The organism is Enterococcus malodoratus, from assembly GCF_027659535.1.
Taxonomy (GTDB): Bacteria; Bacillota; Bacilli; order Lactobacillales; family Enterococcaceae; genus Enterococcus_A; species Enterococcus_A malodoratus.
This window is the reverse complement of the sequence record NZ_JAQDPG010000005.1, coordinates 48,712-74,259: the sequence shown is the minus strand read 5'-3', so window position 1 is coordinate 74,259 and position 25,548 is coordinate 48,712. Positions and strand designations below refer to the sequence as shown.

At 41.4% G+C, this 25,548-nt stretch carries 19 protein-coding genes; 14 read left to right on the top strand and 5 right to left on the bottom strand.

The window, feature by feature from the left end:
* Nucleotides 1–62 precede the first annotated feature (62 nt).
* Genes PGP85_RS09430 through PGP85_RS09420 form a run of 3 tightly spaced genes read left to right on the top strand, consistent with a single transcriptional unit; the run spans nucleotide 63 to nucleotide 3,668 of the window.
* Entirely contained in the window at nucleotides 63–1,598 is a 1,536-nt protein-coding gene (locus tag PGP85_RS09430; protein ID WP_408639894.1) for an ABC transporter ATP-binding protein, read from the top strand.
* Complete coding sequence (locus PGP85_RS09425; protein ID WP_010742787.1) at nucleotides 1,591–2,718, top strand: ABC transporter permease; 1,128 nt, start codon at nucleotides 1,591–1,593, stop codon at nucleotides 2,716–2,718. Before PGP85_RS09430 ends, PGP85_RS09425 begins: the two co-directional genes overlap by 8 nt.
* Entirely contained in the window at nucleotides 2,715–3,668 is a 954-nt protein-coding gene (locus tag PGP85_RS09420) for an ABC transporter permease (RefSeq protein WP_270327277.1), read from the top strand. The genes PGP85_RS09425 and PGP85_RS09420 overlap by 4 nt, the downstream gene beginning before the upstream one ends.
* Nucleotides 3,669–3,715: 47 nt before the next feature.
* Here PGP85_RS09420 and PGP85_RS09415 read toward each other — a convergent pair whose 3' ends face one another.
* Together PGP85_RS09415 and rpmB are read right to left on the bottom strand one after the other, a co-directional pair.
* Entirely contained in the window at nucleotides 3,716–6,313 is a 2,598-nt protein-coding gene (locus PGP85_RS09415; RefSeq protein WP_270327275.1) for a YfhO family protein, read from the bottom strand.
* A gap of 317 nt (nucleotides 6,314–6,630) precedes the next feature.
* Nucleotides 6,631–6,819, bottom strand: a complete 189-nt coding sequence (rpmB, locus tag PGP85_RS09410) for a 50S ribosomal protein L28 (protein ID WP_010742790.1) — start codon at nucleotides 6,817–6,819, stop codon at nucleotides 6,631–6,633.
* A 319-nt stretch (nucleotides 6,820–7,138) separates the two neighbouring features.
* Between rpmB and PGP85_RS09405 the strand changes: the two genes are divergently transcribed.
* The 6 genes from PGP85_RS09405 to PGP85_RS09380 all read left to right on the top strand — a co-directional run bounded on the left by PGP85_RS09405 (nucleotide 7,139) and on the right by PGP85_RS09380 (nucleotide 14,460).
* Nucleotides 7,139–7,501: an Asp23/Gls24 family envelope stress response protein gene (locus tag PGP85_RS09405; RefSeq protein ID WP_010742791.1), complete on the top strand. Its 363-nt coding sequence runs from the start codon at nucleotides 7,139–7,141 to the stop codon at nucleotides 7,499–7,501.
* A 29-nt stretch (nucleotides 7,502–7,530) separates the two neighbouring features.
* A complete protein-coding gene (locus PGP85_RS09400; protein WP_270327272.1) occupies nucleotides 7,531–9,213 on the top strand; it encodes a DAK2 domain-containing protein in 1,683 nt (560 codons plus the stop codon).
* A 178-nt stretch (nucleotides 9,214–9,391) separates the two neighbouring features.
* Complete coding sequence (gene recG / locus PGP85_RS09395; protein ID WP_270327270.1) at nucleotides 9,392–11,425, top strand: ATP-dependent DNA helicase RecG; 2,034 nt, start codon at nucleotides 9,392–9,394, stop codon at nucleotides 11,423–11,425.
* A 41-nt stretch (nucleotides 11,426–11,466) separates the two neighbouring features.
* On the top strand, nucleotides 11,467–12,468 hold the full coding sequence (gene plsX / locus PGP85_RS09390; RefSeq protein WP_010742794.1) for a phosphate acyltransferase PlsX: 1,002 nt from the start codon (nucleotides 11,467–11,469) through the stop codon (nucleotides 12,466–12,468).
* A 115-nt stretch (nucleotides 12,469–12,583) separates the two neighbouring features.
* The gene (gene acpP / locus PGP85_RS09385; RefSeq protein WP_034708719.1) at nucleotides 12,584–12,829 is read left to right on the top strand and encodes an acyl carrier protein; all 246 of its coding nucleotides are present in this window, start codon (nucleotides 12,584–12,586) and stop codon (nucleotides 12,827–12,829) included.
* A 170-nt stretch (nucleotides 12,830–12,999) separates the two neighbouring features.
* On the top strand, nucleotides 13,000–14,460 hold the full coding sequence (locus tag PGP85_RS09380; RefSeq protein WP_270327269.1) for a GH25 family lysozyme: 1,461 nt from the start codon (nucleotides 13,000–13,002) through the stop codon (nucleotides 14,458–14,460).
* A 37-nt stretch (nucleotides 14,461–14,497) separates the two neighbouring features.
* Here the strand turns inward: PGP85_RS09380 and PGP85_RS09375 are convergent, their stop codons facing one another.
* A complete protein-coding gene (locus PGP85_RS09375) occupies nucleotides 14,498–15,001 on the bottom strand; it encodes a cysteine hydrolase family protein (protein WP_090407582.1) in 504 nt (167 codons plus the stop codon).
* A gap of 167 nt (nucleotides 15,002–15,168) precedes the next feature.
* Between PGP85_RS09375 and rnc the strand changes: the two genes are divergently transcribed.
* The 5 genes from rnc (at nucleotide 15,169) to gshAB (ending at nucleotide 24,356) form a co-directional block, all read left to right on the top strand.
* Complete coding sequence (gene rnc, locus PGP85_RS09370; RefSeq protein ID WP_010742798.1) at nucleotides 15,169–15,864, top strand: ribonuclease III; 696 nt, start codon at nucleotides 15,169–15,171, stop codon at nucleotides 15,862–15,864.
* Nucleotides 15,865–15,899: 35 nt separating this feature from the next.
* The gene (smc, locus tag PGP85_RS09365) at nucleotides 15,900–19,493 is read left to right on the top strand and encodes a chromosome segregation protein SMC (protein WP_270327268.1); all 3,594 of its coding nucleotides are present in this window, start codon (nucleotides 15,900–15,902) and stop codon (nucleotides 19,491–19,493) included.
* A complete protein-coding gene (locus tag PGP85_RS09360) occupies nucleotides 19,490–20,305 on the top strand; it encodes a Cof-type HAD-IIB family hydrolase (protein ID WP_270327267.1) in 816 nt (271 codons plus the stop codon). The genes smc and PGP85_RS09360 overlap by 4 nt, the downstream gene beginning before the upstream one ends.
* A 23-nt stretch (nucleotides 20,306–20,328) precedes the next feature.
* Nucleotides 20,329–21,693, top strand: coding sequence for a signal recognition particle-docking protein FtsY (gene ftsY / locus PGP85_RS09355; RefSeq protein ID WP_270327266.1), 1,365 nt, complete (start codon nucleotides 20,329–20,331; stop codon nucleotides 21,691–21,693).
* A gap of 401 nt (nucleotides 21,694–22,094) precedes the next feature.
* On the top strand, nucleotides 22,095–24,356 hold the full coding sequence (gshAB, locus tag PGP85_RS09350) for a bifunctional glutamate--cysteine ligase GshA/glutathione synthetase GshB (protein WP_270327265.1): 2,262 nt from the start codon (nucleotides 22,095–22,097) through the stop codon (nucleotides 24,354–24,356).
* A gap of 32 nt (nucleotides 24,357–24,388) precedes the next feature.
* Here the strand turns inward: gshAB and PGP85_RS09345 are convergent, their stop codons facing one another.
* Both PGP85_RS09345 and PGP85_RS09340 read right to left on the bottom strand, forming a co-directional pair.
* Nucleotides 24,389–24,934 (bottom strand): LOG family protein, encoded by a 546-nt coding sequence (locus PGP85_RS09345; protein WP_270327263.1) that lies wholly within the window; start codon nucleotides 24,932–24,934, stop codon nucleotides 24,389–24,391.
* Nucleotides 24,935–25,050: 116 nt separating this feature from the next.
* Nucleotides 25,051–25,449, bottom strand: coding sequence for a hypothetical protein (locus PGP85_RS09340; RefSeq protein WP_010742805.1), 399 nt, complete (start codon nucleotides 25,447–25,449; stop codon nucleotides 25,051–25,053).
* Nucleotides 25,450–25,548 lie beyond the last annotated feature (99 nt).

Genomic DNA, 25,548 nt, shown 5'->3' with positions numbered 1-25,548 from the left:
GGGCACTCTTGGAACAAGAGAGGTGTGAAATAAAAGTGACGGAAGAACAGTATGTCATTGAGATGCGGAACATCACTAAACAGTTCGGCGACTTCAAAGCCAACGATGATATCAATCTAAAAATTCGCAAAGGCGAGATCCATGCCTTGTTAGGCGAGAACGGCGCAGGCAAATCAACTTTGATGAATGTTTTATCGGGATTACTGCAGCCAACTTCCGGAGAAATATATATGGATGGGCAAGCGGTTAAGATTACGAGTCCTACTAGAGCCAATCAATTAGGAATCGGGATGGTTCATCAGCATTTTATGCTGGTGGATGCTTTTACGGTAACGGAAAATATAATTTTAGGGAGCGAACTCAACAATAACGGTGTGCTGGACACGCAAAAAGCCAAAGAAGAAATCACGCGCTTATCAAATGATTATGGATTTCAGGTAGATCCAGACGCGTATGTGCGCGATATTTCAGTTGGGATGCAGCAACGGGTGGAAATCTTGAAAACGCTATACCGTGGAGCAAACGTTTTGATTTTTGATGAACCGACTGCCGTTTTGACGCCGCAGGAAATTGATGAGCTGATCGAAATTATGGCGACGTTAGTTAAAGAGGGGAAGTCAATCATTTTAATAACTCATAAGCTTGATGAAATTAAAAAGGTCGCTGATCGTTGTTCAGTCATTCGCCGGGGACGTTATATCGGGACGGTCAATGTGAAGGATGTCAGTTCACAAGAGTTGGCCGATATGATGGTGGGGCGCTCGGTTTCTTTTAAAACAGATAAACAAGCGACGAGTATTGGCGAAGTCGTCCTTTCTATTAAGGATCTAGTGGTGAAGGAAAGCCGCGGGCTGGAAGCCGTGAAAAATTTGAGTTTAGATGTTCATCGCGGCGAGGTTTTAGGAATTGCCGGAATTGATGGAAATGGTCAATCGGAATTGGTTCAAGCATTAACAGGGTTACGCAAAATTGAAAGCGGCACGATCACTATTAATGGAAATGAAGCAACCAATAATAAACCGCGGGAGATCACAGAGATGGGTGTTGGTCATGTGCCGGAGGATCGGCATAAGTATGGGTTGATCCTGCCTTTGCCGTTATCTGAAAATATTGCATTGCAGTCCTATTATCATGCTCCGTTCAGCAAAAATGGGATTTTGAATTTTAATGAAATCCAGCAATATGCCAATCGATTGATTGAGGAATACGATGTACGGACAACAAGTGAGCAGGCGCCCGCTGCCTCTCTATCTGGCGGGAATCAGCAGAAAGCGATTATTGCCCGTGAGGTCGATCGTGACCCAGAACTGTTGATTGTGGCTCAACCAACTCGTGGTTTGGATGTCGGCGCAATCGAATATATCCATAAACGCTTGATCGAGCAGCGAGATAAAAATAAAGGCGTTTTGTTAGTAAGTTTTGAACTAGACGAGATCTTAAATGTTTCCGATCGAATTGCAGTTATTCATGCAGGCGAGATCGTTGGAATCGTTGATCCAAAAGAGACGTCGGAAAATGAGCTGGGGTTGCTGATGGCAGGGTATAGTTTGGCGGAAGCGCGAAAAGAGTTAGTAAAGGTTGGTGAAACAAATGAATGACCGTTCAGAACGGATCAGAAATACATTGGTACCATTTATCTCAGTGATTCTGGGTTTCCTGCTTGGCGGGCTGCTGATGCTGGTAACGGGTTATAACCCCATCGTGGGTTATCAAGCGATGTTTCGCTCGGCATTCCAAAACAGCATCTCAATTGGCGAGATTTTAGTTGGTGCAGGACCATTGATATTTACAGCTTTGGGATTTTCGGTTGCTAATTCTGCTGGGTTCTTTAACGTTGGGTTGTCCGGACAGGCCTTGTGCGGCTGGGTGGTAAGTATTTGGGTGGCGCTTAGTATGCCGACGACCCCGAAAGTTATTGTTGTTCCATTAGCAATTATTGCGGGAGCACTGGCTGGTGCTTTGGCGGCGGCGATTCCCGGGTTATTACGAGCTTATTTCGGTACGAGTGAAGTTATCGTTACGATCATGATGAATTATGTGCTGTTGTATATGGCCAATCATATAGTCAATAATGTGATGTCTCCGGAAATCATTTCTAATAAGGGCGTTACTAAAATTGTTGGAGCAAATGGCTTATTGCGAGAACCCTGGTTAACAAATCTTTTCGGTGGTTCACGCGTCAACATGGGGTTTGTTCTGGCGCTGGTTTTTTTAGGATTGGTTTGGTTTTTGATGAAGCGAACCACTTTAGGTTTTGAGATTCGCTCCGTAGGGATCAACCCGTTTGCCTCCGAATATGCGGGTATGAGCAGTAAACGGACGATCGTTATCTCAATGCTCATTTCAGGGCTGTTAGCAGGATTGGGCGGTGTAGTTCAAGGACTAGGAACTTTTGGCAATTATTTCGTTCAAGGCTCGTCTATTAGTATTGGTTTTGACGGCATGGCGGTCTCTCTACTGGGAAATGGCGGATCTGTTGGAATTCTTCTGTCGGCTTTATTATTCAGTGTCTTAAAGCTCGGGGGACAAGGTATGCAATTTGCAGGTGTTCCAAGTGAATTGGCGAATAGTGTCATTCCGTTGATCATTTTCTTCGTGGGGATCAATTATGTGGTTCGAGTTGCTTTGACAAAGATTTCCGTGAACAAAAAGATCGTAAAAAAAAGTGAGAAATTAGAAATAACGCCGTTAAAGCAAGAAGGAGCTGATTTGGAATGACTATTCAATTATTAAGTTCACTGATTTCTCAAACACTCGTTTATTCTGCACCGCTGATTTTAACGGCATTAGGCGGTGTTTTCTCAGAGCGCAGCGGAATCGTAAATGTTGGATTAGAAGGGATCATGGTAACTGGGGCATTCAGTTCGGTTATTTTCAATTTGAGTTTTGCTGATCAATTTGGTGCGCTGACCCCTTGGCTGGGTGTTTTGGTTGGTGGATTTGCTGGGTTATTATTCTCCTGTCTGCATGCAGCAGCGACGATCAATTTTAGAGCCGATCACGTAATTAGCGGAACGGTCATGAATTTATTGGCACCGCCGCTGACAATTTTTCTGATCAAAGTGATCTATGGTAAAGGTCAGACCGATACGATCCAAGAACAGTTTGGCTATTTTGATTTTCCAGGCTTGAGTAAGATTCCGATCATCGGAGATTTATTCTTTAATAAAACTAGTTTGCCTGCTTATTTTGCAATTGTAGTAGCACTGGCTGCTTGGTTTATTATTTATAAGACAAAATTTGGGCTGCGTTTGCGTTCAGTAGGAGAAAATCCACAGGCAGCAGATACTCTGGGAATTAACGTATACGCGATGCGATATGCGGGTGTACTGATCTCAGGATTTCTCGGTGGAATGGGCGGGGCGGTATTCGCGCAATCGATCGCTGGACGCTTTGCGATCACTACGATTGCGGGACAAGGGTTCATCTCTTTAGCTGCGATGATTTTTGGTAAATGGAACCCACTTGGAACGATGGGAGCAGCTATGTTCTTTGGTTTTGCTCAAAATCTCAGCATCGCCGGAGCGAATCTGCCAGTCATTTCGCAAATTCCAGATGTCTATCTGCAATCCGCCCCTTATGTATTGACGATTCTTGTTTTAGTAATCTTTTTAGGCAAAGCTACAGGACCAAAGGCAGGAGGTGTCAACTACATAAAATCGAAATAGATTAGCAAAAAAGGAAGCTCAACATTAATTGTTGGGCTTCCTTTTAGTTAGGAATGACGATGTGTTTCTCTTGGTTTTAACGTTCGAAGATAAAGGATAAACAGTCCAATGGCAACAATGAAAGAAACTGCACCAGCGATGAAGCCTTTAGGCAAGTAGCTAAAGGTTACTTTGTGTTTTCCTTTTGGTACATGAATGCTGACAAACGCATTTTGAAACGCTTTTGTGTCTACTTTTTTACCATCTACTTTGGCAGTCCAGCCTTCGTCGTAGGGGATTGTCGTAATCAACGTCTGAGCTTCTTTAGCATTTACTGTTCCTTCAGCACTGCGGTTGCCCACCTTCATATCTACACCGTTGTCTTTGATCTTGTCGACAGCTAGTTGATAGGCTACCGTGTCTAAAGCTAAAACCTGCGGATTTTGGAAACTGATTGTCTTTGTGCCATAAAAGTTGGCCGTGAAAGTGACGGTCGTGGCTTTTTGATAGTAGCCCAAATCGTAATACTGTCCGCTGATACCAATCTGAGCTTGCCGTGTCTGGCCGTTTGCTGTGACGGTGGCAGTCGAACTTTCTAATTCAGCGAAGTCGTAAGGATAGAGACTTAAGTAAGCCTGCGTATTTGCCGGAACCTGTACGCGCCAAGAAACATCTTTTGCGACATTGCCTTGTTTTTCCGTGATCGTCGTAATATTGCCAGCGTTGGTGACGATGGCGTTTTTTGTATCTACTTGTGTCATCGGCAAGAACTGGAAGTATTGGAACTGTTCTTGTGATAAAGCATTGAATAACTGTGTTTGTGTACCCAAATTGTCATTTGGAGAGGCCTGCAATTTATCAATACTCCGAGGAGCAGTAAAGGCCAACGGCAATTCGTAATTATTTTCAAAAAGATTGTATTCGCCAACAGTACTCGTTTTCTTGAAGCCGTATTTGTTCAAGTTTTTCGCCTTGGCGATATTGTATTTAATCCCAGTGAAAGCATCGGCTAATAAGGTATTATTTTGGTAACGAATATTCAGACTGGTTCCTCTTGAACGAAAACCTAATTGATCCATGTAGCCAGAGGAATGGCGGTTCCGAATGGATGAAAACATGCTAACTCCGCTGTAGCCATAATTAAAGGCATCGTTGGAAGAGACAGGATCAAGATTTTCCATGCGATAAAAAGTTTTATTTTCATCCTTTGTTTCATCAACTAAAGCTTTAATTGAAGGATATGGCTGAGTATAAAGACTGCGTGACGCATAATTCCAATCTTTTAGGACACCTCGGACCATAAAATCACTGTTAATAAAAGCCTCGGTACACATTAATAGCAGTAATAGAACGCTGAGTACTTTCAAAGGGATCTTATTGAAATAATGCCCGGTAAGGACCAGCGCATAGACGGCTAAGAAGCCGATCGTGATATAGAGTGAAATATTTTTAAGGTAATTATAGTCTTTCCCTTTCATGCCCCAGAAAATCGCAAAGAGTGCAATTAGCAAGAGACAAACGGCGACCAGTTGTAAAATATTCTCATGATCTAATTTTTCCCAGCCCCAAGCAGCTAACGTGATTACTAAAAATGAGAGCAAATACGCATAGCGGAATAAAAACATGTTCGGAGCATGCATGCCGTGCCAGAATAAATTCAGGGGTTGGATATAGAAGCTAGCGATTAAAATTGCAGCAATTGCGCCGTAGGCAATTTTATTTTTCCAAGGAATCTTTTTGCAGATAAAGAAAAATAAACATAAAGCCAGCGGCAAGAGACCAATATAAATAAAGGGAATCGACCCGTATTTCGTCGTATCATAGGATCCAATCAAATTTTTGGCGATAAAATCCCACCAGCTAGTCGCTTCCGTTTTGAAAGTGGAAATTTGCGACAGCTCTTCACCATTTGCTCGCAAATCAAGAATTGATGGCAAGATCATGATCATGGAAGCAAAACCGGCCAACAATGAGGTGACACCATAAGGAACAATACTTTTTTTGTATAGTTTCCAATTTGTAATCAAGCGAGCGATGAAGTACAGTACCGAGAAGACACCGATCATGAAGCCCATATAAAAGCTGGTTAAAAACAACATTAAATAGGAAACAAAAAGTACGGTCGGCTTTTTCAGATCCATCACACGATTGATTCCTAGGATGATTAAAGGCAGATAGACAAAGGCGTCTAGCCACATAATAATCTCAGAATGTGCGATAGCAAAAGACATCAAAGCATAGGTGACACTTAAAGCCACTCGTGACCAATCAGGTAATTTAAAGCTGCCCTTGGCATAAAACCAGAATGCTAATCCGGCTGCGCCGATTTTCAGCAACGTCAAAAAGTACAGAGCATCAGGCATCAGCTGATTCGGGAAGAAAATTACTAATGGCGTAAAAAAGCCGCCGAGATAATAGGAAACTAGTGAGAGGTAATTCAATCCCATGGAGGCATTCCAATTATAAAAAAGGCCTTGTTTGCCTAAAAGCATATTCCGAAAACTTGCGTGGAAATTTGAAAATTGTGAGAAGGCATCACTGGCTAAGACGCTGCGGCTAGATCCAGGATAAATACCGATCGTCAAATAGACGATCACCATGAGCGCAAGCGGCAGGAAAAAACTGGCCAATATATACCAACGATTTTCTTTAAGATAGTTTTTCATATAAAAATCACCAAACTTCTTTCAACAGACTATCCAAATTTTACCATAGAAGGAATGAAATATTGTGAATGAGCTGTGAAAGAGCCGTAACCTTTTGGAAATTTTTTTCAAAAATTTAATAAATAAAAGAAAGTACGACGCTTATTCTGGATAAGCGTCGTACTCATTTTTTCTATTATGTTTAGAATGACTAAAAAATATGTATAGGCTGAAATTAAAGAACGAAAAGTGAACAATTTCCTCTAAAATTACGTGAATGATAAAGTAGACGGACAAAATAAAAAACCGTTCTTCAAGAACGGTTTGATTGGATAATATTAAACACGCTCAACTTTTCCAGATTTCAAAGCACGAGTTGAGACCCAAACTTTTTTAGGTTTTCCGTCCACTAATACGCGAACTTTTTGTAAATTAGGTTTTACAGTACGTTTAGTAGCGTTCAGAGCGTGAGAACGGTTATTTCCACTTCTTGTTTTACGACCAGTAAAATAGCAAACTTTTGCCATGTGTTGTTTCCTCCTTTTGCCTTGATTGGAGCGCTTCTTTGGCTCATACTAAAACAATTTAGCATAGAATGACAAGATTAGCAAGTGAATTTTTCTAGAAAGATTGACATTCAAAGGATTTGCAGGTAAATTATACTCTGTTAGCGTAAAAATTTTAACAAAAGTTTTGATGCAAGAAAGTTAGCAGAAGATTGCGGCAAGCAGGGAGCGTCTTATCAGCAAATCGCAATGGAACTTTCTTTTATTTGTCATAGGGCTATGATAAACTGTTATAGTAGAAAAAATGGGCGATTAGGCCTATTTAAGGAGGCTAACAACTATGGCTGTGAAAATCAATACACAGACTGGTATGATCGAAATTTCAAACGACGTCATCGCGACGGTTGTCGGCGGTGCAGTTACTGACGTGTTTGGTATCGTCGGTATGGCTAGTAAAAATCAAATCAAAGACAATATCACAGAAATTTTAAGAAAAGAAAATTATTCACGCGGCGTCGTTGTACGTCAAGAAGAGAACGGTATCGCGGTCGACGTCTATACGATCGTCAGCTACGGCACGAAGATCTCAGAAGTATCGCGCAATGTCCAAGAAAAAGTGAAATATAATTTGGAAACGATGCTTGGGGTTACAGCAAACTCAGTGAATGTCTATGTTCAAGGTGTACGTGTTCTGCCTGACTAAGGGCAGTGTTCTTAAGGAGGACTAAGTAAGTGAAGGTAACAGAAATCAGCGCGAGTCAATTCCAAGAAATGGTAGAGGCTGGCGCTAAACGTCTGCAAGTCAATGCAGAATATGTCAATTCATTAAACGTTTTTCCCGTGCCTGATGGCGATACTGGGACCAATATGAATTTATCAATGACCAGTGGCGCAACTGCCGTGGTCAATTCTACTTCAGAAAAAGTCGGCGAATTGGCTAACGTGTTAGCAAAAGGCCTATTGATGGGAGCACGCGGTAATTCTGGCGTTATCTTGTCTCAACTATTTCGTGGTTTTTCTAAAGCAATCTTAGAGGTTGATACCTTAAATGCGGAAGATCTAGCCAAGGCATTGGTTCATGGAGTGGAAACAGCTTATAAAGCAGTGATGAAACCTGTTGAAGGAACGATTTTAACAGTGGCTCGCGAATCAGCAAAAGCTGGTGAACGTAAGGCTAAACAAACGGATGATGTGATCGAAGTGATGACCGCCGTTGTTAAGTATGGAAAAAAGGCATTAGATAAAACACCGGATATGCTGCCAGTCTTGAAAGAAGTTGGCGTAGTCGATAGTGGAGGCCAAGGTCTATTGTTCATTTACGAAGGATTTTTGAATGCTTTAAATGGTGAATTTCAAGCAGACGATACGTATGAACCAAGTCCAGCCGAAATGGACGAAATGGTCAATGCCGAACATCATCGCAGTATCCAAGGCCAATTAGCAACAGCGGATATCAAATTCGGTTATTGTACCGAAATTATGGTTCGCTTAGGTGAAGGCCCAACCGTGGACAGTAAATTTGATTACGATTCATTCAGAAACTATTTAGATGGTATCGGAGATTCGTTACTTGTTGTTAATGATGATGAAATCGTCAAAGTCCATGTCCATACAGAGCATCCAGGTGAAGTGATGAATTATGGTCAAAAATTCGGTGCCTTGATCAAAATCAAAGTCGATAATATGCGCTTGCAGCATGAAACGATTTTGGAACATGATGAAGAAGTAGCTGAGTTTCAAGCGAAACCTGTAGAACATCAGCCTTATGCAGTGATTGCAATTGCAGCTGGCGAAGGTGTTCAAGAATTATTCAAAAGTTTAGGCGTGGCTTACGTAATCAGCGGCGGCCAAACGATGAACCCAAGTACAGAAGATATTCTAAAAGCAATTAAAGAGGTCAATGCTGACCAAGTAATTGTTTTACCGAATAATAAAAACATCTTTATGGCAGCCGATCAAGCAGCAGAAGTCGCAGATATTCCTGTAGCCGTTGTTCCAAGCAAAACTGTCTCTCAAGGAATGACAGCGATGCTGGCTTTCAATGGCGATCAAAGTCTAGAGGATAATAAGTCGGCAATGACTGAGATGCTTGAATCTGTAGTCAGCGGTCAAATCACCAATGCGATTCGTGATACGACGATCGACGGTGTGGAAATCCATGAAGGTGATTACTTAGGTATGATCGATGGAAAGATCGCTCTTTCCGAAGCCGATAGATACAAAGCAACTTTAGATACCTTGAACAAAATGATCAGCGATGAAATCGAAATTATCACGATTATTGTCGGTGAAGAAGGTACAAAGGCCGAAGCAGAAAAATTAAGTGAAGCAATTGAAGCAAGTCATCCAGACCTAGAAGTTGAGATCCACGAAGGAAAACAACCGGTCTATCCATACTTGCTTTCAGCAGAATAACAAGTAAAACAGTCGGAGGGAGTGGGCCAAGAGTATCTGGCACACTCCTTTTTGTGAATGGTCATCTAATTAGATATGAAGTAAAAAACGATCTGTATACGAAAATTCGTACTTTATTTTTGACGTAGAGTCATTCCTAGTTTGATCAATAAAATAATTATAGAAGGGAGGATATCTTATGAGGATTCTAGAATCCGTATCGGTTTTACCTAGTGTAGGACCAAAGCGAGCACAAACGTTAGCCGAATTAGGGATTGTAACGATTGAGGATTTATTGAGCTACTATCCTTTTCGATATGAGGATATTCAAGAAAAAAATCTATTAGAGATCAATGATCAAGAGAAGGTTACACTAAAAGGTGTGATCGTTTCGGCCCCCGTAGTTAGTCGTTTCGGATATAAAAAAAGCCGGCTGCAGTTTCGGATGATGCAAGATCATGCGGTCTTCATGGTCTCCTTTTTCAATCAGCCATATCTAAAGGATAAAGTCGAAGTTGGCGAAGAGTTGGCAGTCTATGGAAAGTGGGATGCCAAGCGTAAGTCTTTGACGGGAATGAAAATTTTAGGCGGTAAACAAACGGAAGAATATGCACCGATCTACCATGTGAGCAAGTCAATCCGTCAAAGTACGTTAGTGGACTTGATCAAGGTCGCGTTTGAAAAGTTCGGTGATCAGGTAACCGAGAACTTGCCGGATTATCTGCTGGAAAAATATCGGCTAATGCCGCGAAAGCAAGCCATGCGGGCGATGCATTTTCCAAAAAATCCGACAGAGAGCCATCAAGCTAAACGGCGAGTGGTCTTTGAAGAATTTTTCTTATTCCAAATGCGGATGCAGGGGTTGAAGAAGAGCGAACGCAGCGAGAAAAATGGGATCGCGATTCGTTACGATGTGGAACGATTGAAACGATTTACACAGGAGCTGCCCTTTGAACTAACTGATGCACAGAAGAGAGTAACCAACGAAATTTGCTATGATCTGCGCAGCAAGAAGCACATGCAGCGTCTGCTGCAAGGAGATGTTGGGAGCGGTAAGACAGTCGTAGCGGCGATTGCTTTATATGCAACTATGACAGCGGGCTTCCAAGGAGCGTTGATGGTGCCGACAGAAATTTTGGCACAACAACATTTAGAAAGTTTAAATCAATTGTTTGATCCGTTAGAAATGACAACTGCGTTACTGACGGGTTCTACTAAAACCAAAGAACGGCGAGCGATTTTAGCCGGTCTGCAAAATGGTGAGATTGATGTGGTGATCGGTACTCATGCATTGATTCAAGATGACGTACAGTTTACTAATCTTGGTTTAGTCATTACTGATGAACAGCATCGGTTTGGTGTGAACCAGCGAAGAGTCTTACGAGAAAAAGGACTGCATCCCGATGTCTTGTTTATGACAGCAACCCCGATTCCGCGAACATTAGCAATTACGGCCTACGGTGAGATGGATGTTTCCGTTATTGATGAAATGCCAGCAGGACGTATTCCAGTCAAAACCAGTTGGATCAAACCAAAGCAGCTGGAACACACTTTAGATTGGGCAAAGCAAGAATTGCAGGCTGGTCATCAGCTTTATGTAATTTGTCCGCTGATTGAAGAGTCCGAAGCATTGGATGTAAAAAATGCAACAGAAATTTATGAGCATTTAAAGGAATACTACGCACCAGCTTATCAGGTCAGTCTTTTGCATGGAAAAATGAAGAATACCGAAAAAGATGCGATTATGGAAGAATTCAAGAATAATCAAAGTCAGATTTTGGTTTCCACTACGGTTATTGAAGTCGGCGTCAATGTGCCGAATGCCACAGTCATGTTTATTATGGATGCAGATCGTTTTGGATTGGCTCAGCTCCACCAACTGCGCGGCCGAGTTGGTCGTGGTTCTGATGCTTCTTACTGTATTTTGGTTGCTAGTCCCAAAAATGAAATGGGTAAAGAGCGCATGAAAATCATGACCGAGACAACTAATGGTTTTGTTTTGAGTGAAAAAGATTTAGAATTACGAGGACCTGGTGAAGTTTTTGGTTTTCGGCAATCCGGTTTGCCGCAGTTTTTGGTTGCTGATCTGGTGAACGATGCAAATGTATTAGAAGTGGCTCGCGACGAAGCCAATCAGATTTGGCAGATAGATAATTGGCGTGAACAGCCATCCTTTGAACCGTTGGCAGAGACATTAGAACCAACAGAAACTGGGGAAACATATTTCGATTAGGTATGCTATACTGTAGAAAAATTAAGGGAGAGAAGCTTTTCATGAAAATTGCTGTAGATGCAATGGGTGGCGATTTCGCACCAAAAGCCATCGTTGAAGGCGTGATGTTAGCGCAAAAAAATCATCCAGATATCGAGTTTCAATTATACGGAAAAGAAGACGCCATTCGTCAATATATTACAAATGAAAAAAATATTACGATTATTCACACAGATGAAAAAATCAATAGTGATGATGAACCTGTTAAGGCGATCCGTCGTAAAAAAGATGCTTCAATGGTCCTAGCTGCCCAAGCTGTTAAAGAAGGTAGAGCAGATGCGATTTTTTCTGCTGGGAATACTGGAGCGTTATTGGCGGCAGGCTTGTTTGTGGTGGGACGGATCAAAGGAATTGAACGTCCGGGGTTAATGTCAACGTTGCCCGTTTTAAATAGCGATATGGGTTTTGACATGCTAGATTTAGGTGCTAATGCTGAAAATAAAGCAGAACATATTCATCAGTATGCGATTTTGGGTTCTTTCTATGCGAAACATGTTCGAGGGATCAAGTCTCCTCGTGTTGGACTACTGAACAACGGTACGGAAGAAACAAAAGGCAGTGAGTTGACGAAAGAAGCATTCAAATTGCTACAAGCTGAAGAAAGTATCAACTTTATCGGCAATGTAGAGGCACGGGAGCTGTTGAATGGTGTAGCTGATGTTGTCGTGACGGATGGGTTCACCGGAAATGCTGTGTTGAAAACGATCGAAGGAACAGCTATGGGCTTAATGAGTCTATTGAAAGGCAGTATCAATGATGCAGGGCTTAAAGGGAAATTAGGTGCAGCAATGTTGAAAGATACTTTGTATGGCCTAAAAGACAAGCTAGATTATTCGGCTCACGGCGGTGCTGTATTATTTGGTCTAAAAGCACCAGTCATTAAAACGCATGGATCAACCGGTCCGGAAGCTGTAGCGAATACCATTGATCAAATCTACCTGATGCTAGAGACGAATGTAGTAGGTCAATTGGTCCAGTTTTTCGAAACACCTAAAGACAAATAGCACCAGATAAATTCCCGAAAAAGGTAGACAAAGCAGATAAACATCAGTAAAATGAACTGTGACCTTCTGGTAAAACATAGACGAATATTAGTTGATCAGGCGGAGGTGAATGTTGTTGACTCGTGAAGAAGTATTTAGCAAAGTTGCTGAAATAATTTCAAATCACTTTGAAATTGATAAGGACAAAGTAACTCTTGAATTGAGTATCAAAGACGACTTAAATGCAGATTCAATCAGTATTATGGAATTTGTTTTAGAATTGGAAGATGAATTCGGAACAGAAATCTCTGATGAAGATGCTGAAAAAATTGAAACAGTTGGAGCTGCAGTTGATTACATTATGGAAAACAACCAAGCTTAACAACAAGGTGCGCTGACAATAGTCAGTGCATTTTTTTTATCATCCACGGACGAATTTTTCACAATCCTCACGTTTTCTCACAAAAAAAGCTTAAAAATGAACGAAAGTTGCCAGCTCGAAAACACGGGCGTATAGTAAACGCAACTTGAAATGTTTGGAGTAATCATACGATGATTAAGAATAAATTATATTTAAGCAGTCTTTTATTGATGGGTTTGTTTGTTTCTGGAAATGTATCTGCTGAAGAACGCGCACCAGAAGCTGGAAATACCATGCAAAATGAGCAGCAGCAAGTTGAAAAACAAGCCCAATCAGATGGGTTAGAACAAGCCGCAGTACAACAAAAAGATAATCAAGCACAAGCTGAGATTCAAGATAAGGTTGAACAAGCTAAAGAGGCCGCCAAAGAAAAAAATGCACAAATTGATTCGGCATTAATGGGTGGTGAGAATGAGTCAGGAAGTTATTATCTGCCTGATGGGACAGAACATTCTGATTTAAATAAAACCGATAGCTCGAACGAAACCAATCTTTTTGATTTAGAACTGTATTCTTTACCCACTGTTTCCGCAGCAAATACCAATCTGCCAACAAAGAGTTTTGTCGATATCGCATCTTACAATGGAAATGTGAGCGTTGCTGATTTTCAAAAGATGAAATCTTACGGAGTAAAAGGTGTGGTTGTGAAATTGACAGAAGGTACGTCTTATCAAAATCCTTACGCACCTACCCAGATTGCAAATGCTAAAGCAGCAGGATTAAAAGTTTCAGCATATCATTATAGCTGGTTCACTTCAGATGAGAGCGCACGCGCGGAAGCAAATTATTTCGCGGCATACGCAAATCGGATTGGATTAGCAAAATCAACGGTAATGGTGAATGATATCGAGGCGCCTGGTATCGTCAATCAAGGAAATCATACAAATGATTCTGCTTCATTTGCAGATCAGCTACATCGGTTAGGGTATGGAAATGTGCGACATTATGCTAGTTATGGCTGGCTCAGCAATGGTTTGCTGAATGGAAACACGTTAGGAAATAAAAATATTTGGGTAGCGGCGTATCCCTATAATTTATCTGCTGATAATTACTATACGGCCTATGGAGCTTGGCAATGGTCTTCACTAGTGACCTTTCCAAGTGTTAACGGCACATTTGATGTTTCCGCTGACTATACTGGGATTTTTCAGGCTGATACGTCAGAAGGATCAAATCCAGATACGAGTCCTGCTGGAACAGACGCGATGTATCGATTGTATAATCCTAATAGCGGGGAACACTTTTATACACGTGACAACAACGAAAAAAATAATCTGACCCAAGCTGGCTGGCGTTATGAAGGCGTTGCTTGGAATGCACCGCAAAATGGAAATCCGGTCTATCGTATGTACAATCCGAATGCTGGTGATCATCACTATACCTTAAATACCTCAGAGCGAGATAGTTTAAAAAAGGCCGGTTGGCGTTATGAGGGAATTTCTTGGTATTCTGGAGGCGGACAGCTTTTATACCGACTCTACAATCCGAATGCAAGAACAGGCACGCACCATTACACGCTGAATACCAATGAACGAGATAATTTAACCCAAGTTGGTTGGCGTTATGAAGGTGTCGCGTGGTACGGAAAATAAAGAATAAAAAAGCTTCGTCCTCTGAGACGAAGTTTTTTTATTGAATCAAATGCAAAAAGCGCTTGTCCCAAATATTCTCATAAAAGGCAATCGTGTCAGCTGCTGAAAGAAACCGATTAGCGTAAGTCGTTGAGGCGTTCTTCAGCATGGTCAACTGATACCCTAAACCATGAGCAAATTTTACGGTCGTATCAATACAGTATTGGGTTTGTGCTCCGCAGATTTCCAGCTTATTTATTTGCTGTTGCTGCAATACCTTTTGCAGGTCAGTGTGATAGAAGGAATTAGCATGAGTCTTTTGAATAACAATATCACTGTCTTTGCGAGCAAGTTCATCTACGATTTCCCAAGCTGCTGAATTCGGAATTAAGTCTTCGTCGCAGTGCTGAATGAAAAGAATCGGCTTATCTTGGTCGCGATAAAGCTTTATACGCTGATTGACGAGTGTGATCAAGTCATTGAAATGATCAATTGTTTGTTCACCGAAACAAACTCCTTTTTGCAAATCAATAATCACTAATGCGTCAGAAATTTTTTCCATCGTAATTCCTCCGGTCGTTTTTTCTACTTTAGCATTTTTTTGACGAGGAGAAGAAAAAATTCGATCATTTTTTGAAAATTTCCTACGATCACGACTTCTGATTTAAAAATTGGGGAAAAAACAGTATAATGAAGCGTGATGGAAATCTCAAAAAAAGGAATGAGCCCATGGATACACAGTTGATCAATGAATTGAAAGAAAACTACGGCATCGTCTTTCACGATGTTAACCTATTAGAACAGGCGTTTACCCACTCATCATATGTGAATGAACACCGTAACATGAATATTTCAGATAATGAACGGTTAGAATTTTTAGGGGATGCTGTCTTAGAAATTCAGGTATCGGACTATTTGTATCACCATTATCCAAATTTGCCGGAAGGACGTTTGACACGTCTGCGTTCGGCGATCGTACGTGAAGAAAGTTTATCGAAATTTGCGAAAGAGTGTCATTTCGATCTGTATATTATGTTAGGCAAAGGGGAAGAAAATTCTGGTGGACGGGATCGTGCAGCGCTCCTATGTGACCTGTTTGAGGCTTTTCTGGGTGCTTTGTATTTGGATCAAGGCTATGATGTAGCATTAAACTTCATTCAGACTGTGATTTTTCCAAAAATTGAAGCTGGAGTTTTTACTCGGGAGATGGACCACAAGACACGCTTGCAAGAAGTGTTGCAAAAGAGCGGCGATGTCACGATTGATTACCGATTGGTTAATGAAGAAGGTCCTGCACACGAACGAATCTTTACGATTGATGTATATGCTGATGATCAAATGATTGGATCAGGACAAGGCAAATCGAAGAAATTGGCTGAACAAGATGCGGCGGAAAAAGCTTTACGCAAAATTGTCGCAAACTAGTCTACATTTCCTAGTGAAATTTTAGGAGGAACATTTTGTATTTAAAACGAATTGAGATTGCTGGCTTTAAATCATTTGCTGATCGAACAAAGATCGAATTTGAGCAAGGCGTAACAGCGGTCATAGGGCCAAACGGCAGTGGGAAAAGTAATATTACTGAAGCGATTCGCTGGGTCCTAGGAGAGCAGTCCGCGAAAAGTTTGCGGGGAGGCAAAATGCCGGACATTATATTTGCCGGCTCAGAGTCTCGAAAACAATTGAATATTGCAGAAGTGACGGTCGTGTTGGACAATACGGATCATTACTTGCCCTTAGCCTTTAGTGAAGTCAGTGTGACGAGACGATATCGTCGAACCGGTGAAAGTGACTTCTTCATTAATAGACAGGCTTGCCGTTTAAGGGATATCCAAGATTTATTTATGGATTCCGGCTTAGGAAAAGAATCTTTCTCAATCATATCTCAAGGGAAAGTTGAGGCAATTTTCGCTAGTAAACCAGAAGATCGCCGCGGGATCTTTGAAGAGGCTGCCGGGGTTTTGAAATATAAGCAGCGGAAACGCAAAGCGGAACAGAAACTTTTTGAGACAGAAGATAATCTAAGCCGAGTTCAAGATATCATTTATGAATTAGAAGATCAGCTGACTCCTTTAGCTGCTCAAAGTGAAGCAGCCAAGGAGTTTTTGGCGCTCAAAAAGGAATTGACTGCGACGGATGTCAGCTTGACGGTAGCCAGAATCAAGCATACTCGCGAATCTTGGCAATCTGCTAAAGTTGATTTTGAAGAGTTATCTCAAACGGTCGATGAAAAGGGCCGATTTATCCAGCAAACGGAGTTGCAGCTGGGAGACCTGCGGCAAAAACGCGGTTCATTGGATGAACAGTTAGAAACAGGTCAACAGCAATTATTGCATTTAGCGGAGGCTTTGAAACAAGCCGAAGGACAGAAAGAATTATTAAGCGAACGGTCAAAAAATACTCAAAGGAGCAGTGCTGAGTATCAAGAATCTTTGACTGAGCAACGTAAGAAATTGGCTGAAGCACAAGAAAGCGTGCGCGAGGTCCAAGCGCAACAAACTGCCAAACAGGCGGAAAAGGTCGATTTGGAAGCCAAAATCCAACATTTAATGAGTGAAGCCGAAAAATATAAGAAATCACCGAAAGAATTGTTGGAAGATCTGCGTGGTACATATGTTGAGTTGATGCAAGAGTCAGCCAATGTCAGTAATGAACTAAAATATTTGGAACGCCAATATACGCAAGAAACGGCAAAAAATCAACAGAGCCTTACGCGGTTTGAAGCTTTACATGAACAGTTAAAGGAACTGACAGATCAACAGACCAACGCTCAATCCAAGACCCAGACACTTGAAAGTCAATTAACGGAAGAGCAAGAAAGCTACCGTCAATTGGTTGAAAATAAGAACGCTGCACAGCAGCAGTTGCAAAAAGAGCAGCAATTGATGTATGACTTAATGAGCCAAGTGCAGCAAGCACGTGCCAGACAAAAAAGTTTGCAAGATATTCAAGAAAACTATAGCGGATTTTATCAAGGTGTCCGCAGTGTTTTGCAACATAAAGAACAATTAAACGGGATCATCGGTGCGGTAGCAGAATTGATTGACGTTCCACAGGAATATGCTTTAGCAATTGAGACTGCGCTCGGAGCGTCGGCTCAACATATCATTGTAGAAAATGAAAAAGATGCCCGTGAAGGAATCACCTTTTTGAAAAAGCAGCGCAGTGGAAGAGGAACTTTTTTACCATTAACGACGATTAAGCCGCGCAGCTTAGGAGCTCATCAATATCAAGCAATCAAAGATGAAAGCGGCTTTTTAGGGATTGCAAGTGACCTGGTGACTTTCTCAGAGAATGTTGCGCCAGTCATGCAAAACCTACTAGGTGCAATCGTAATCGCGCAGGATCTAAACAGTGCGAATCAGCTTGCTCGGCAATTGCGTTATCAAGTACGAGTTGTTTCTTTAGCTGGAGATGTGATGAATGCCGGCGGTTCTATGACCGGCGGTGCTACGAAACAAGGTAATCGCGGGAATCTATTTAATCAAGGACATGAACTGGCTGAATGGACGAAACGCTACGAAGAAATCAATCAGGCACTGCAAGCAAAAGAAAAGTTTGTCCATGACTTGCAAACGAAAGTTGCCGATCAAACTGAGGCCTTGGAAACATTGAGAACTCAAGGTGAACAAACTCGTTTGGCTTATCAAGAAGCACAGAGTAGTGAGGAACGCGTCAACAGTGAGTTGACTCGCTTACAAAAAGAGCAAACGTTATTTTCTTATGAGGCTAAAGAGCTGGACAGCTTTTTAAAGGAGTATCAAGAGCAAAAGGAAACATTAGAATTCCAGCAGGTTGAGTTGAAGACACAACAGGACAACATTAATCGTGAAATTCAACAACTGAATGAAGAAAGTGACCAGTTGGAAGTCAAACGGGCTAATATTAATGCTGAATTGAGCCGCTTGCAGGCGGATTATGCAGTGATAGACGAACGATTATTGTATTTGGATCGGCAGGTATTGAGTCTAGAAAATCAAATCAATGAATTGCACAGTCACATCACAAGTTTAGAAAATCAATTGCTGGCGCTTTCCAGCGATTCATCGGTTCACGAAGAATCCGAGGAGAGTTTGAATCAGCGTTTGACGGAATTATCCACCGCTCGAGAACACCTGCAAGGACAGTTGGCCGAATGGAAAGAAACACGTCAAAGTCTGCAGCAAAAAGTGGATCATGCAGATGGCGCTTTGACGGAAGCCAATCGCGAACAAAAGCAATTGTTGGCACGTCAATCACAAGCGGATGTTCAAAAAAATCGTTATGAGCTGAAATTAGACAACGCATTGGCTTACTTGCAAGAGGAGTACAGCCTGACCTTTGAAGGTGCAGAGGCTCAAGCAGATCCAGAGATTGATCAGCAAGCGGCTCAAACAGAAGTCGGCCGGTTGAAGAACGCAATTGAAAAATTAGGTCCAGTTAATTTGAACGCCATTGAACAATATCAACAAGTCGAGGAACGCTATGATTTTCTAACAACACAGCGAGATGATTTATTATCGGCTAAAGAACAATTGTTTGAAACGATGGGTGAAATGGACGATGAAGTCAAAACACGTTTTTATACGACTTTCCAAGCGATTCGTGAAAAGTTCAATGTCGTTTTTCCAAATATGTTTGGCGGCGGTCGTGCAGAATTGGTTTTGACGGACCCTGACGATTTGTTAAATACGGGTATCGAGATTGAGGCACAGCCGCCAGGTAAAAAATTACAAAGCTTGTCGCTGCTTTCAGGTGGGGAACGAGCACTGACGGCCATCGCACTGTTATTTTCGATTATTCAAGTACGACCTGTACCGTTCTGTGTTTTAGATGAAGTTGAAGCTGCACTAGATGAAGCCAATGTTGCACGTTTTGGACGTTATTTGAGTGCTTTCCAAAACGACACGCAATTTATTGTGGTCACTCACCGTAAAGGCACGATGGAAGCTGCAGATATTCTTTATGGTGTAACGATGCAAGAATCCGGTGTTTCGAAAATTATTTCAGTCCGCCTGGAAGAAGTGAAAGAGGACGGGAAATTTCAAGTGAGGAAAGGGGAATTCCTGAAATGATAAAACTAATTGCAATTGATTTAGATGGAACATTACTAACAGATGCAAAGACGATTTCTGATACAAATAAAACAATATTAGCAAAAGCCAAAGCTCGAGGCGTGAAGATAGTCATCTGTACGGGACGCCCTCTGATCGCGATCAAAGATTATTTAGCAGAACTGAATTTACTTGATGCAGATGATTACTCAATCACTTTCAACGGCGGGCTGATTCAAACGAATACAGGTGGGATCCTAGGTAAGACAGCGATGGAGCTTGCAGATGTCAAACATATTCATGAGTTGTTAAAAGAAATTGATTTGCCGATGGACGTTTTATCGGATGCGCTATGTTTTCAATTTGAAACAGCAGCGGATCATCCTTCAATCTATCCCACGTTGAACAAGGCATTGACCTATGTTCCCAAAACGATAGACTCTTTGAAAGAGGATACACTGTACAATAAAGTGGTCGCGGCAGTGAATGCAGATTATTTAGATCATAAGATTCCTTTGATCCCATCTGAAGAATATGATAAGTTTGAAATTTTTAAAACACGGCCCAATTTATTAGAATTTATGCCAAAAGGTGTGACAAAAGCATTTGGTCTTTCAGTTTTAGGTGAACACCTAGGAATCGAGGCACATGAAATGATGGCGTTGGGAGATGAAGCCAACGATTTATCAATGATTAATTATGCAGGTATGGGTGTAGCGATGGAAAATGCTACGGATGGGATCAAATCTGCCGCTAATTTTGTGACTAGAACGAACCAAGCAGATGGTGTTGCGCATGCCATCCAAAAATTCGTGTTTGATGAATTAAACTAATTGAATTTAAGGGGGGATTTTAAATGGGATTATTTGACCGCATAAAAAAGGCCTTTACTGGGGAACAAGCCGAAGAACCTGAAAAGCAAGAGACTGTTGTTGAAGAGGAAGAATCTTCTGATACCATAGTTCCTACAGAAGCTGATGAAACAACAGATAGTGAAGATTCAGCGGCTGAGAAGAGCGAAGAGACAATTGAAGAGTCGCTTGAACAAACTGCTGAGACAATGGATATTCCGCCACAAGAAGTCTTTACCTCTGAACCTGAAAGCCCTGAATCAAAAACCAGTGAAGAGCCAAATGACTTGACTGAAACTAGTGAAGAAATACCGGATGACCAAAAGCAAGTTATTGAAGAACCGGTAATAACAGAAGTGGAAGAGATTTCGGAAATCAAGCCAGAGTCGGAAAGCACTGAACTAGCAGAAACCGCCCAAACGGAAGCAGAGACAGTTCAGGAGAAATACGATAAAGGGTTAGAAAAAACGCGTAAATCTTTTGGCGATCGAATGAACGAATTGTTTGCACGTTTTCGCCGTGTTGATGAAGACTTTTTTGAGGAATTAGAGGAAACCCTGATTGGCGCGGATGTTGGCTTTGATACGGCGATTAAGTTAACAGATTCTCTCCGGCAAGAAGTCAAGTTGAAAAATGCCAAGAAACCTTCTCAGATTCAAAATGTCATTATTGAAAAACTAGTAGACATTTATGAAGCAGAAGGTGTCGATGAAAATAATAAGATCAACCTGCAAGATGACGGATTGAGCGTGATTTTGTTTGTTGGTGTGAATGGGACAGGTAAAACCACCAGCATCGGAAAATTGGCGAATCAATATAGAAATGAAGGCAAGAAGGTTTTATTAGCAGCCGCCGATACTTTCCGTGCCGGTGCGATCGATCAGCTAGTTGTCTGGGGGAAACGCTCTGGCGTGGAGGTGGTCCGCGGAAATGCTGGGGGAGATCCAGCGGCGGTAGTCTTTGATGCGGTGGATAAAGCGAAAAAAGAGAACTATGACATTTTGTTGATTGATACAGCAGGGCGTTTGCAAAACAAAGTTAACTTAATGAATGAGTTGGAGAAAATCAAACGGGTAATTCAGCGGGAATTTCCAACGGCACCCCATGAAGTTCTGCTAGTCGTTGATGCAACGACAGGGCAAAATGCTTTAGTACAGGCGCGTCAATTTAAGGAAACGACTGACGTAACTGGGTTGGTTTTGACTAAATTGGATGGTACGGCCAAAGGCGGTATCGTTTTAGCGATTCGGAATGAACTGCATCTTCCGGTGAAATTAGTCGGATTGGGTGAAGGAATAAACGATTTAGAAGCATTTGAAGCGAATGATTTTGCGGTTGGTCTATTTAAAGGATTATTGAAGGAAGAATAAAATAGAACTGTTGAGATTTTCTCAACAGTTCTTTTGCATATCTTGAAAAAAGGGCGGCACATGCAAACTAACATTATTTTGCCGCGTATTGAGATCCATTATGCGATGGACCTCGTCGCAATGAAATTGGTGTTGACGATGTGGACGTAACATCACGACTTCTTTGGAATCTGTTTTTTGACATAAATGATCGGTATCATTTATCATCGATTGATTTTCTTTGTGCATATACGAGGCCTCCATTCTTATAAAACAGGTATCTGACAACCGTCTTTGATTAATTGTATTGTTATTATTATTTAATCATATTTTCATCTTGAATACTATCTCTTTTTTCAAGCATTTCCGTTCTGTTTCTGGATATTCTTCTATATAATGTAGCATGGGAGGGCAATGAACAAATGAATACTAAAAAAATGATGGCACAAGAAAAGGTTAAGCCTTTTTTGCTGCAAGCACGTTATGGGATTGAAAAAGAAAGCCAACGGGTAACACTGGAAGGTGAGTTAGTACATACGGATCATCCAGCACCTGTCGGTAATCGAAGTTTCCATCCTTATATCCAAACAGATTTTTCAGAAACACAATTAGAACTGATCACGCCAGTTACTGAATCCGTGGATGAAGTATTGGCTTATTTAGAGGCAATCCACGATGTCGCGCAACGAAGTATGCCGAAAAATGAGATGATGTGGCCTTTTTCTATGCCGCCTGTCTTACCAGAAAAAGAGGAAGACATCCAAATAGCAAAATTGGAGCGTCATGCAGATGTTTTATATCGTCGTTACTTGGCGCGGGAATATGGCAAACGAAAACAAATGGTAAGCGGTATCCATTTCAACTTTGAATATGGTTTGGATCTAGTAAAACAATTGTTTTTAGCACAAACTGAAGAAGCCTCAATGGAGAACTTTAAGACACGTCTATACATGAAAATCGCACGCAACTTTTTACGTTATCGTTGGTTGCTGACCTACTTATTTGGTGCGAGTCCTTTGAGTGAAGCACGCTATTTTGATGAAGAGGATCGACCAAAAGAGCCGGTGAGAAGTATCCGTACCAGTCACTATGGTTATGTGAATAAGCCGGATGTGCAAGTCTCTTACGAAACATTGTCCCGTTATAGTGAAGACTTGGCAGAAAATGTATCTCAGGGTCGATTATCAGAAGAAAAAGAATTTTACGCACCGGTCCGCATGCGGGGTGGGAAAAAAGTCGCAGACCTTTTTCATACAGGGATTCGTTACGTTGAATTACGAAATATTGATTTGAATCCTTTTGATCGTGTGGGTATTGATGCGGACACAATCGAGTTTATTCATTTATTCATGCTTTATTTATTATGGACGGATGAAAAATTACCAGCTGATGAATGGGTAGCTGAAGGAAATCAGATTAGCGATGCAGTTTCACTAGAACACCCAGCAAAAACTACAGCCTATGTAGCTGAAGGACAAGCTATTTTTAGCGAAATGCTGCAAATGGTTGATGAACTGGAACTAGCTGGCGGCGAATTGTTAGAACGATATCAGGCATGGCTGGATCAACCAGAAAAAACTTTAGCAGCGAGAATACTTGCTCTAGATGAAACCGAAGGACAAGCTGCAGTGGCCACCGAATTGGGCCGTAAGTTTTATGATCAAGCTTGGGCACATCCTTACCAATTAGCAGGTTTCCAAGAAATGGAATTGTCTACACAAAATCTCTTGTTCGATGCGATTCAAAAGGGAATTGAGACAGAAGTGCTGGATCGACAGGATCAATTCGTCAAGCTGGAACATGCCGATCATCAAGAATTAGTAAAAAATGGCAATATGACCAGTAAAGATACGTACATTGCACCATTATTGATGGCAAATAAAACGGTCACTAAAATTGTGTTGGCAAGAGCCGGTTTTCGTGTGCCAGTGGGCGAAACATTTGGTTCGATGGAGGCCGCCAAAAAAGCTTATCCGCGATTTGCTCAAAAGGCTTTTGTTATCAAACCAAAATCGACGAACTATGGTTTAGGAATTACGATCTTTAAAGGTGAGACTTCCATGATCGATTTCAATGCGGGGCTAGCGATCGCTTTTGATGAAGATGCTGAAGTGATTATCGAAGAGTTTATGCCAGGAACTGAATATCGTTTCTTTGTGATCGATCATCAAGTGAAGGCTGTTTTACTGCGAATTCCGGCAAATGTTATCGGTGATGGTAAACGAACAATCGAGGAGTTAGTTGCCGAAAAAAATGCAAATCCTTTACGTGGAACCAATCACCGTTCACCACTGGAAAAAATCCAATTAGGGGATTTGGAACAGTTAATGTTGAAGGAGCAAGGACTGCGAATCGATAGTGTACCTGAGAAAGAGCAGCAAGTTTTCTTGCGAGAAAATTCAAATGTATCAACCGGTGGAGATTCAATTGATGTGACTGATGAAATCCACGAAAGCTACAAACAATTGGCGATCGATGCTGTGAAAGTATTAGGTGCTAGCATCAGCGGTATTGATTTGATTATTCCAGACAAAGAAAAACCGTATGAAACACAGGAGGACTATGGAATCATCGAAGCGAACTTCAATCCGATGATGCACATGCATATCTATCCATATGTCGGCAAGAGTCATCGCTTAACAATGGATGTACTGCGCTTTTTGTATCCTGAAATGGACATCTAAAAATAAGACGCCGCTGAATGGTTCAGCGGCGTCTATTTTTTGTAATAATCGTGAATAAATGTATCCATTTCAGATAGAGACTCAGAAAACAAAACTAACTGACGATCTTCTTTTGATAAAAAACCTTGTTCGACCATCTGATCAAAGAATTCTTGTAACAGTTGATAATAGTTTTTGACGTTAAATAAAATACAGGGACTATTATTTTGTCCGACACGCGCCCATGAATAAGCCTCACTTATTTCCTCTAGAGTACCGACTCCGCCAGGTAGAGCAATGCAGACATCCGCGTATTGTATCATGGCTTTTTTGCGTTCATCCAAATCAGCTACGGTGATCATCTTTGTCAGATGCGTGTGGACACGTTCGAGATCGTGTAAAAATTCTGGCATGATCCCAATCACTGTTCCCCCTTCGTTCAGAACACTATCAGCGACTACACCCATCAGACCGAGTTTGCTGCCGCCGTAGACAAGCTCGTAATTATTTTCAACAATCCAATGGCCTAAATTTTTTGCGGCAGCTTGATAAGCAGGATCAGACCCATGGTGGGCACCACAAAAAACAGCGATGCGCATTTGATCACCTCCCAAAAATTGAATGGTTTGTGTATTAGCAGGACTAAAATTTTTATTCGTTTTTATTAAATTGATTTTGTGGAACATGCAGGACGAGTAAAAAGAAGCTGGATTGTCTAATCATTTAATTCGATTGTTTGCTTCGTTTCTTCCACTGTCAGACCGGTTTTTTCTTCCCACCAGGCTTTCATTTCTTTTTCGTAATTGTTTGGAAAGTGATTGACCATATCAATCAATGGATCGCCTTGAATCTGAGTATGAGGAAAGTTCATCGCCAGATTAAATTTTAGTTCTTTCAAAAGGCTGTAGTATTGAAACATCATATAGTACATTTCCTCGTCATTGTTACTAGCCAAAACTAATGCTGCGCGATCAAGCATGAATCCCAAACTTCGCATCATAAATAAAAAGCCGGGTAACTCTTCGGTTTCAATGTCATCAACCTCTTTTAAAATATCGATGTGCAGATCAAGCGCTTGCAATAAATCGGTTTGTAGATTTTGATAAGTGACCATCAAGAACCCCTCCTTCAATAATATCTATAAATTAAGTATAGCACAGACGTGAAATTTCCTTGTAAGACTATCAGCATTTGACTCGCATTATTACGATGA

What these genes read in the sequence shown, in the direction of transcription:
- rpmB (WP_010742790.1), bottom strand. Translation starts at nt 6,819, where the DNA reads ATGGCAAAAGTTTGCTATTTTACTGGTCGTAAAACAAGAAGTGGAAAT.
- PGP85_RS09425 (WP_010742787.1), top strand. Translation starts at nt 1,591, where the DNA reads ATGAATGACCGTTCAGAACGGATCAGAAATACATTGGTACCATTTATC.
- PGP85_RS09420 (WP_270327277.1), top strand. Translation starts at nt 2,715, where the DNA reads ATGACTATTCAATTATTAAGTTCACTGATTTCTCAAACACTCGTTTAT.
- PGP85_RS09345 (WP_270327263.1), bottom strand. Translation starts at nt 24,934, where the DNA reads ATGCGCATCGCTGTTTTTTGTGGTGCCCACCATGGGTCTGATCCTGCT.
- ftsY (WP_270327266.1), top strand. Translation starts at nt 20,329, where the DNA reads ATGGGATTATTTGACCGCATAAAAAAGGCCTTTACTGGGGAACAAGCC.
- PGP85_RS09375 (WP_090407582.1), bottom strand. Translation starts at nt 15,001, where the DNA reads ATGGAAAAAATTTCTGACGCATTAGTGATTATTGATTTGCAAAAAGGA.
- rnc (WP_010742798.1), top strand. Translation starts at nt 15,169, where the DNA reads ATGGATACACAGTTGATCAATGAATTGAAAGAAAACTACGGCATCGTC.
- PGP85_RS09430 (WP_408639894.1), top strand. Translation starts at nt 63, where the DNA reads ATGCGGAACATCACTAAACAGTTCGGCGACTTCAAAGCCAACGATGAT.
- PGP85_RS09405 (WP_010742791.1), top strand. Translation starts at nt 7,139, where the DNA reads ATGGCTGTGAAAATCAATACACAGACTGGTATGATCGAAATTTCAAAC.
- gshAB (WP_270327265.1), top strand. Translation starts at nt 22,095, where the DNA reads ATGAATACTAAAAAAATGATGGCACAAGAAAAGGTTAAGCCTTTTTTG.
- PGP85_RS09380 (WP_270327269.1), top strand. Translation starts at nt 13,000, where the DNA reads ATGATTAAGAATAAATTATATTTAAGCAGTCTTTTATTGATGGGTTTG.
- recG (WP_270327270.1), top strand. Translation starts at nt 9,392, where the DNA reads ATGAGGATTCTAGAATCCGTATCGGTTTTACCTAGTGTAGGACCAAAG.
- plsX (WP_010742794.1), top strand. Translation starts at nt 11,467, where the DNA reads ATGAAAATTGCTGTAGATGCAATGGGTGGCGATTTCGCACCAAAAGCC.
- PGP85_RS09340 (WP_010742805.1), bottom strand. Translation starts at nt 25,449, where the DNA reads ATGGTCACTTATCAAAATCTACAAACCGATTTATTGCAAGCGCTTGAT.
- PGP85_RS09360 (WP_270327267.1), top strand. Translation starts at nt 19,490, where the DNA reads ATGATAAAACTAATTGCAATTGATTTAGATGGAACATTACTAACAGAT.
- PGP85_RS09415 (WP_270327275.1), bottom strand. Translation starts at nt 6,313, where the DNA reads ATGAAAAACTATCTTAAAGAAAATCGTTGGTATATATTGGCCAGTTTT.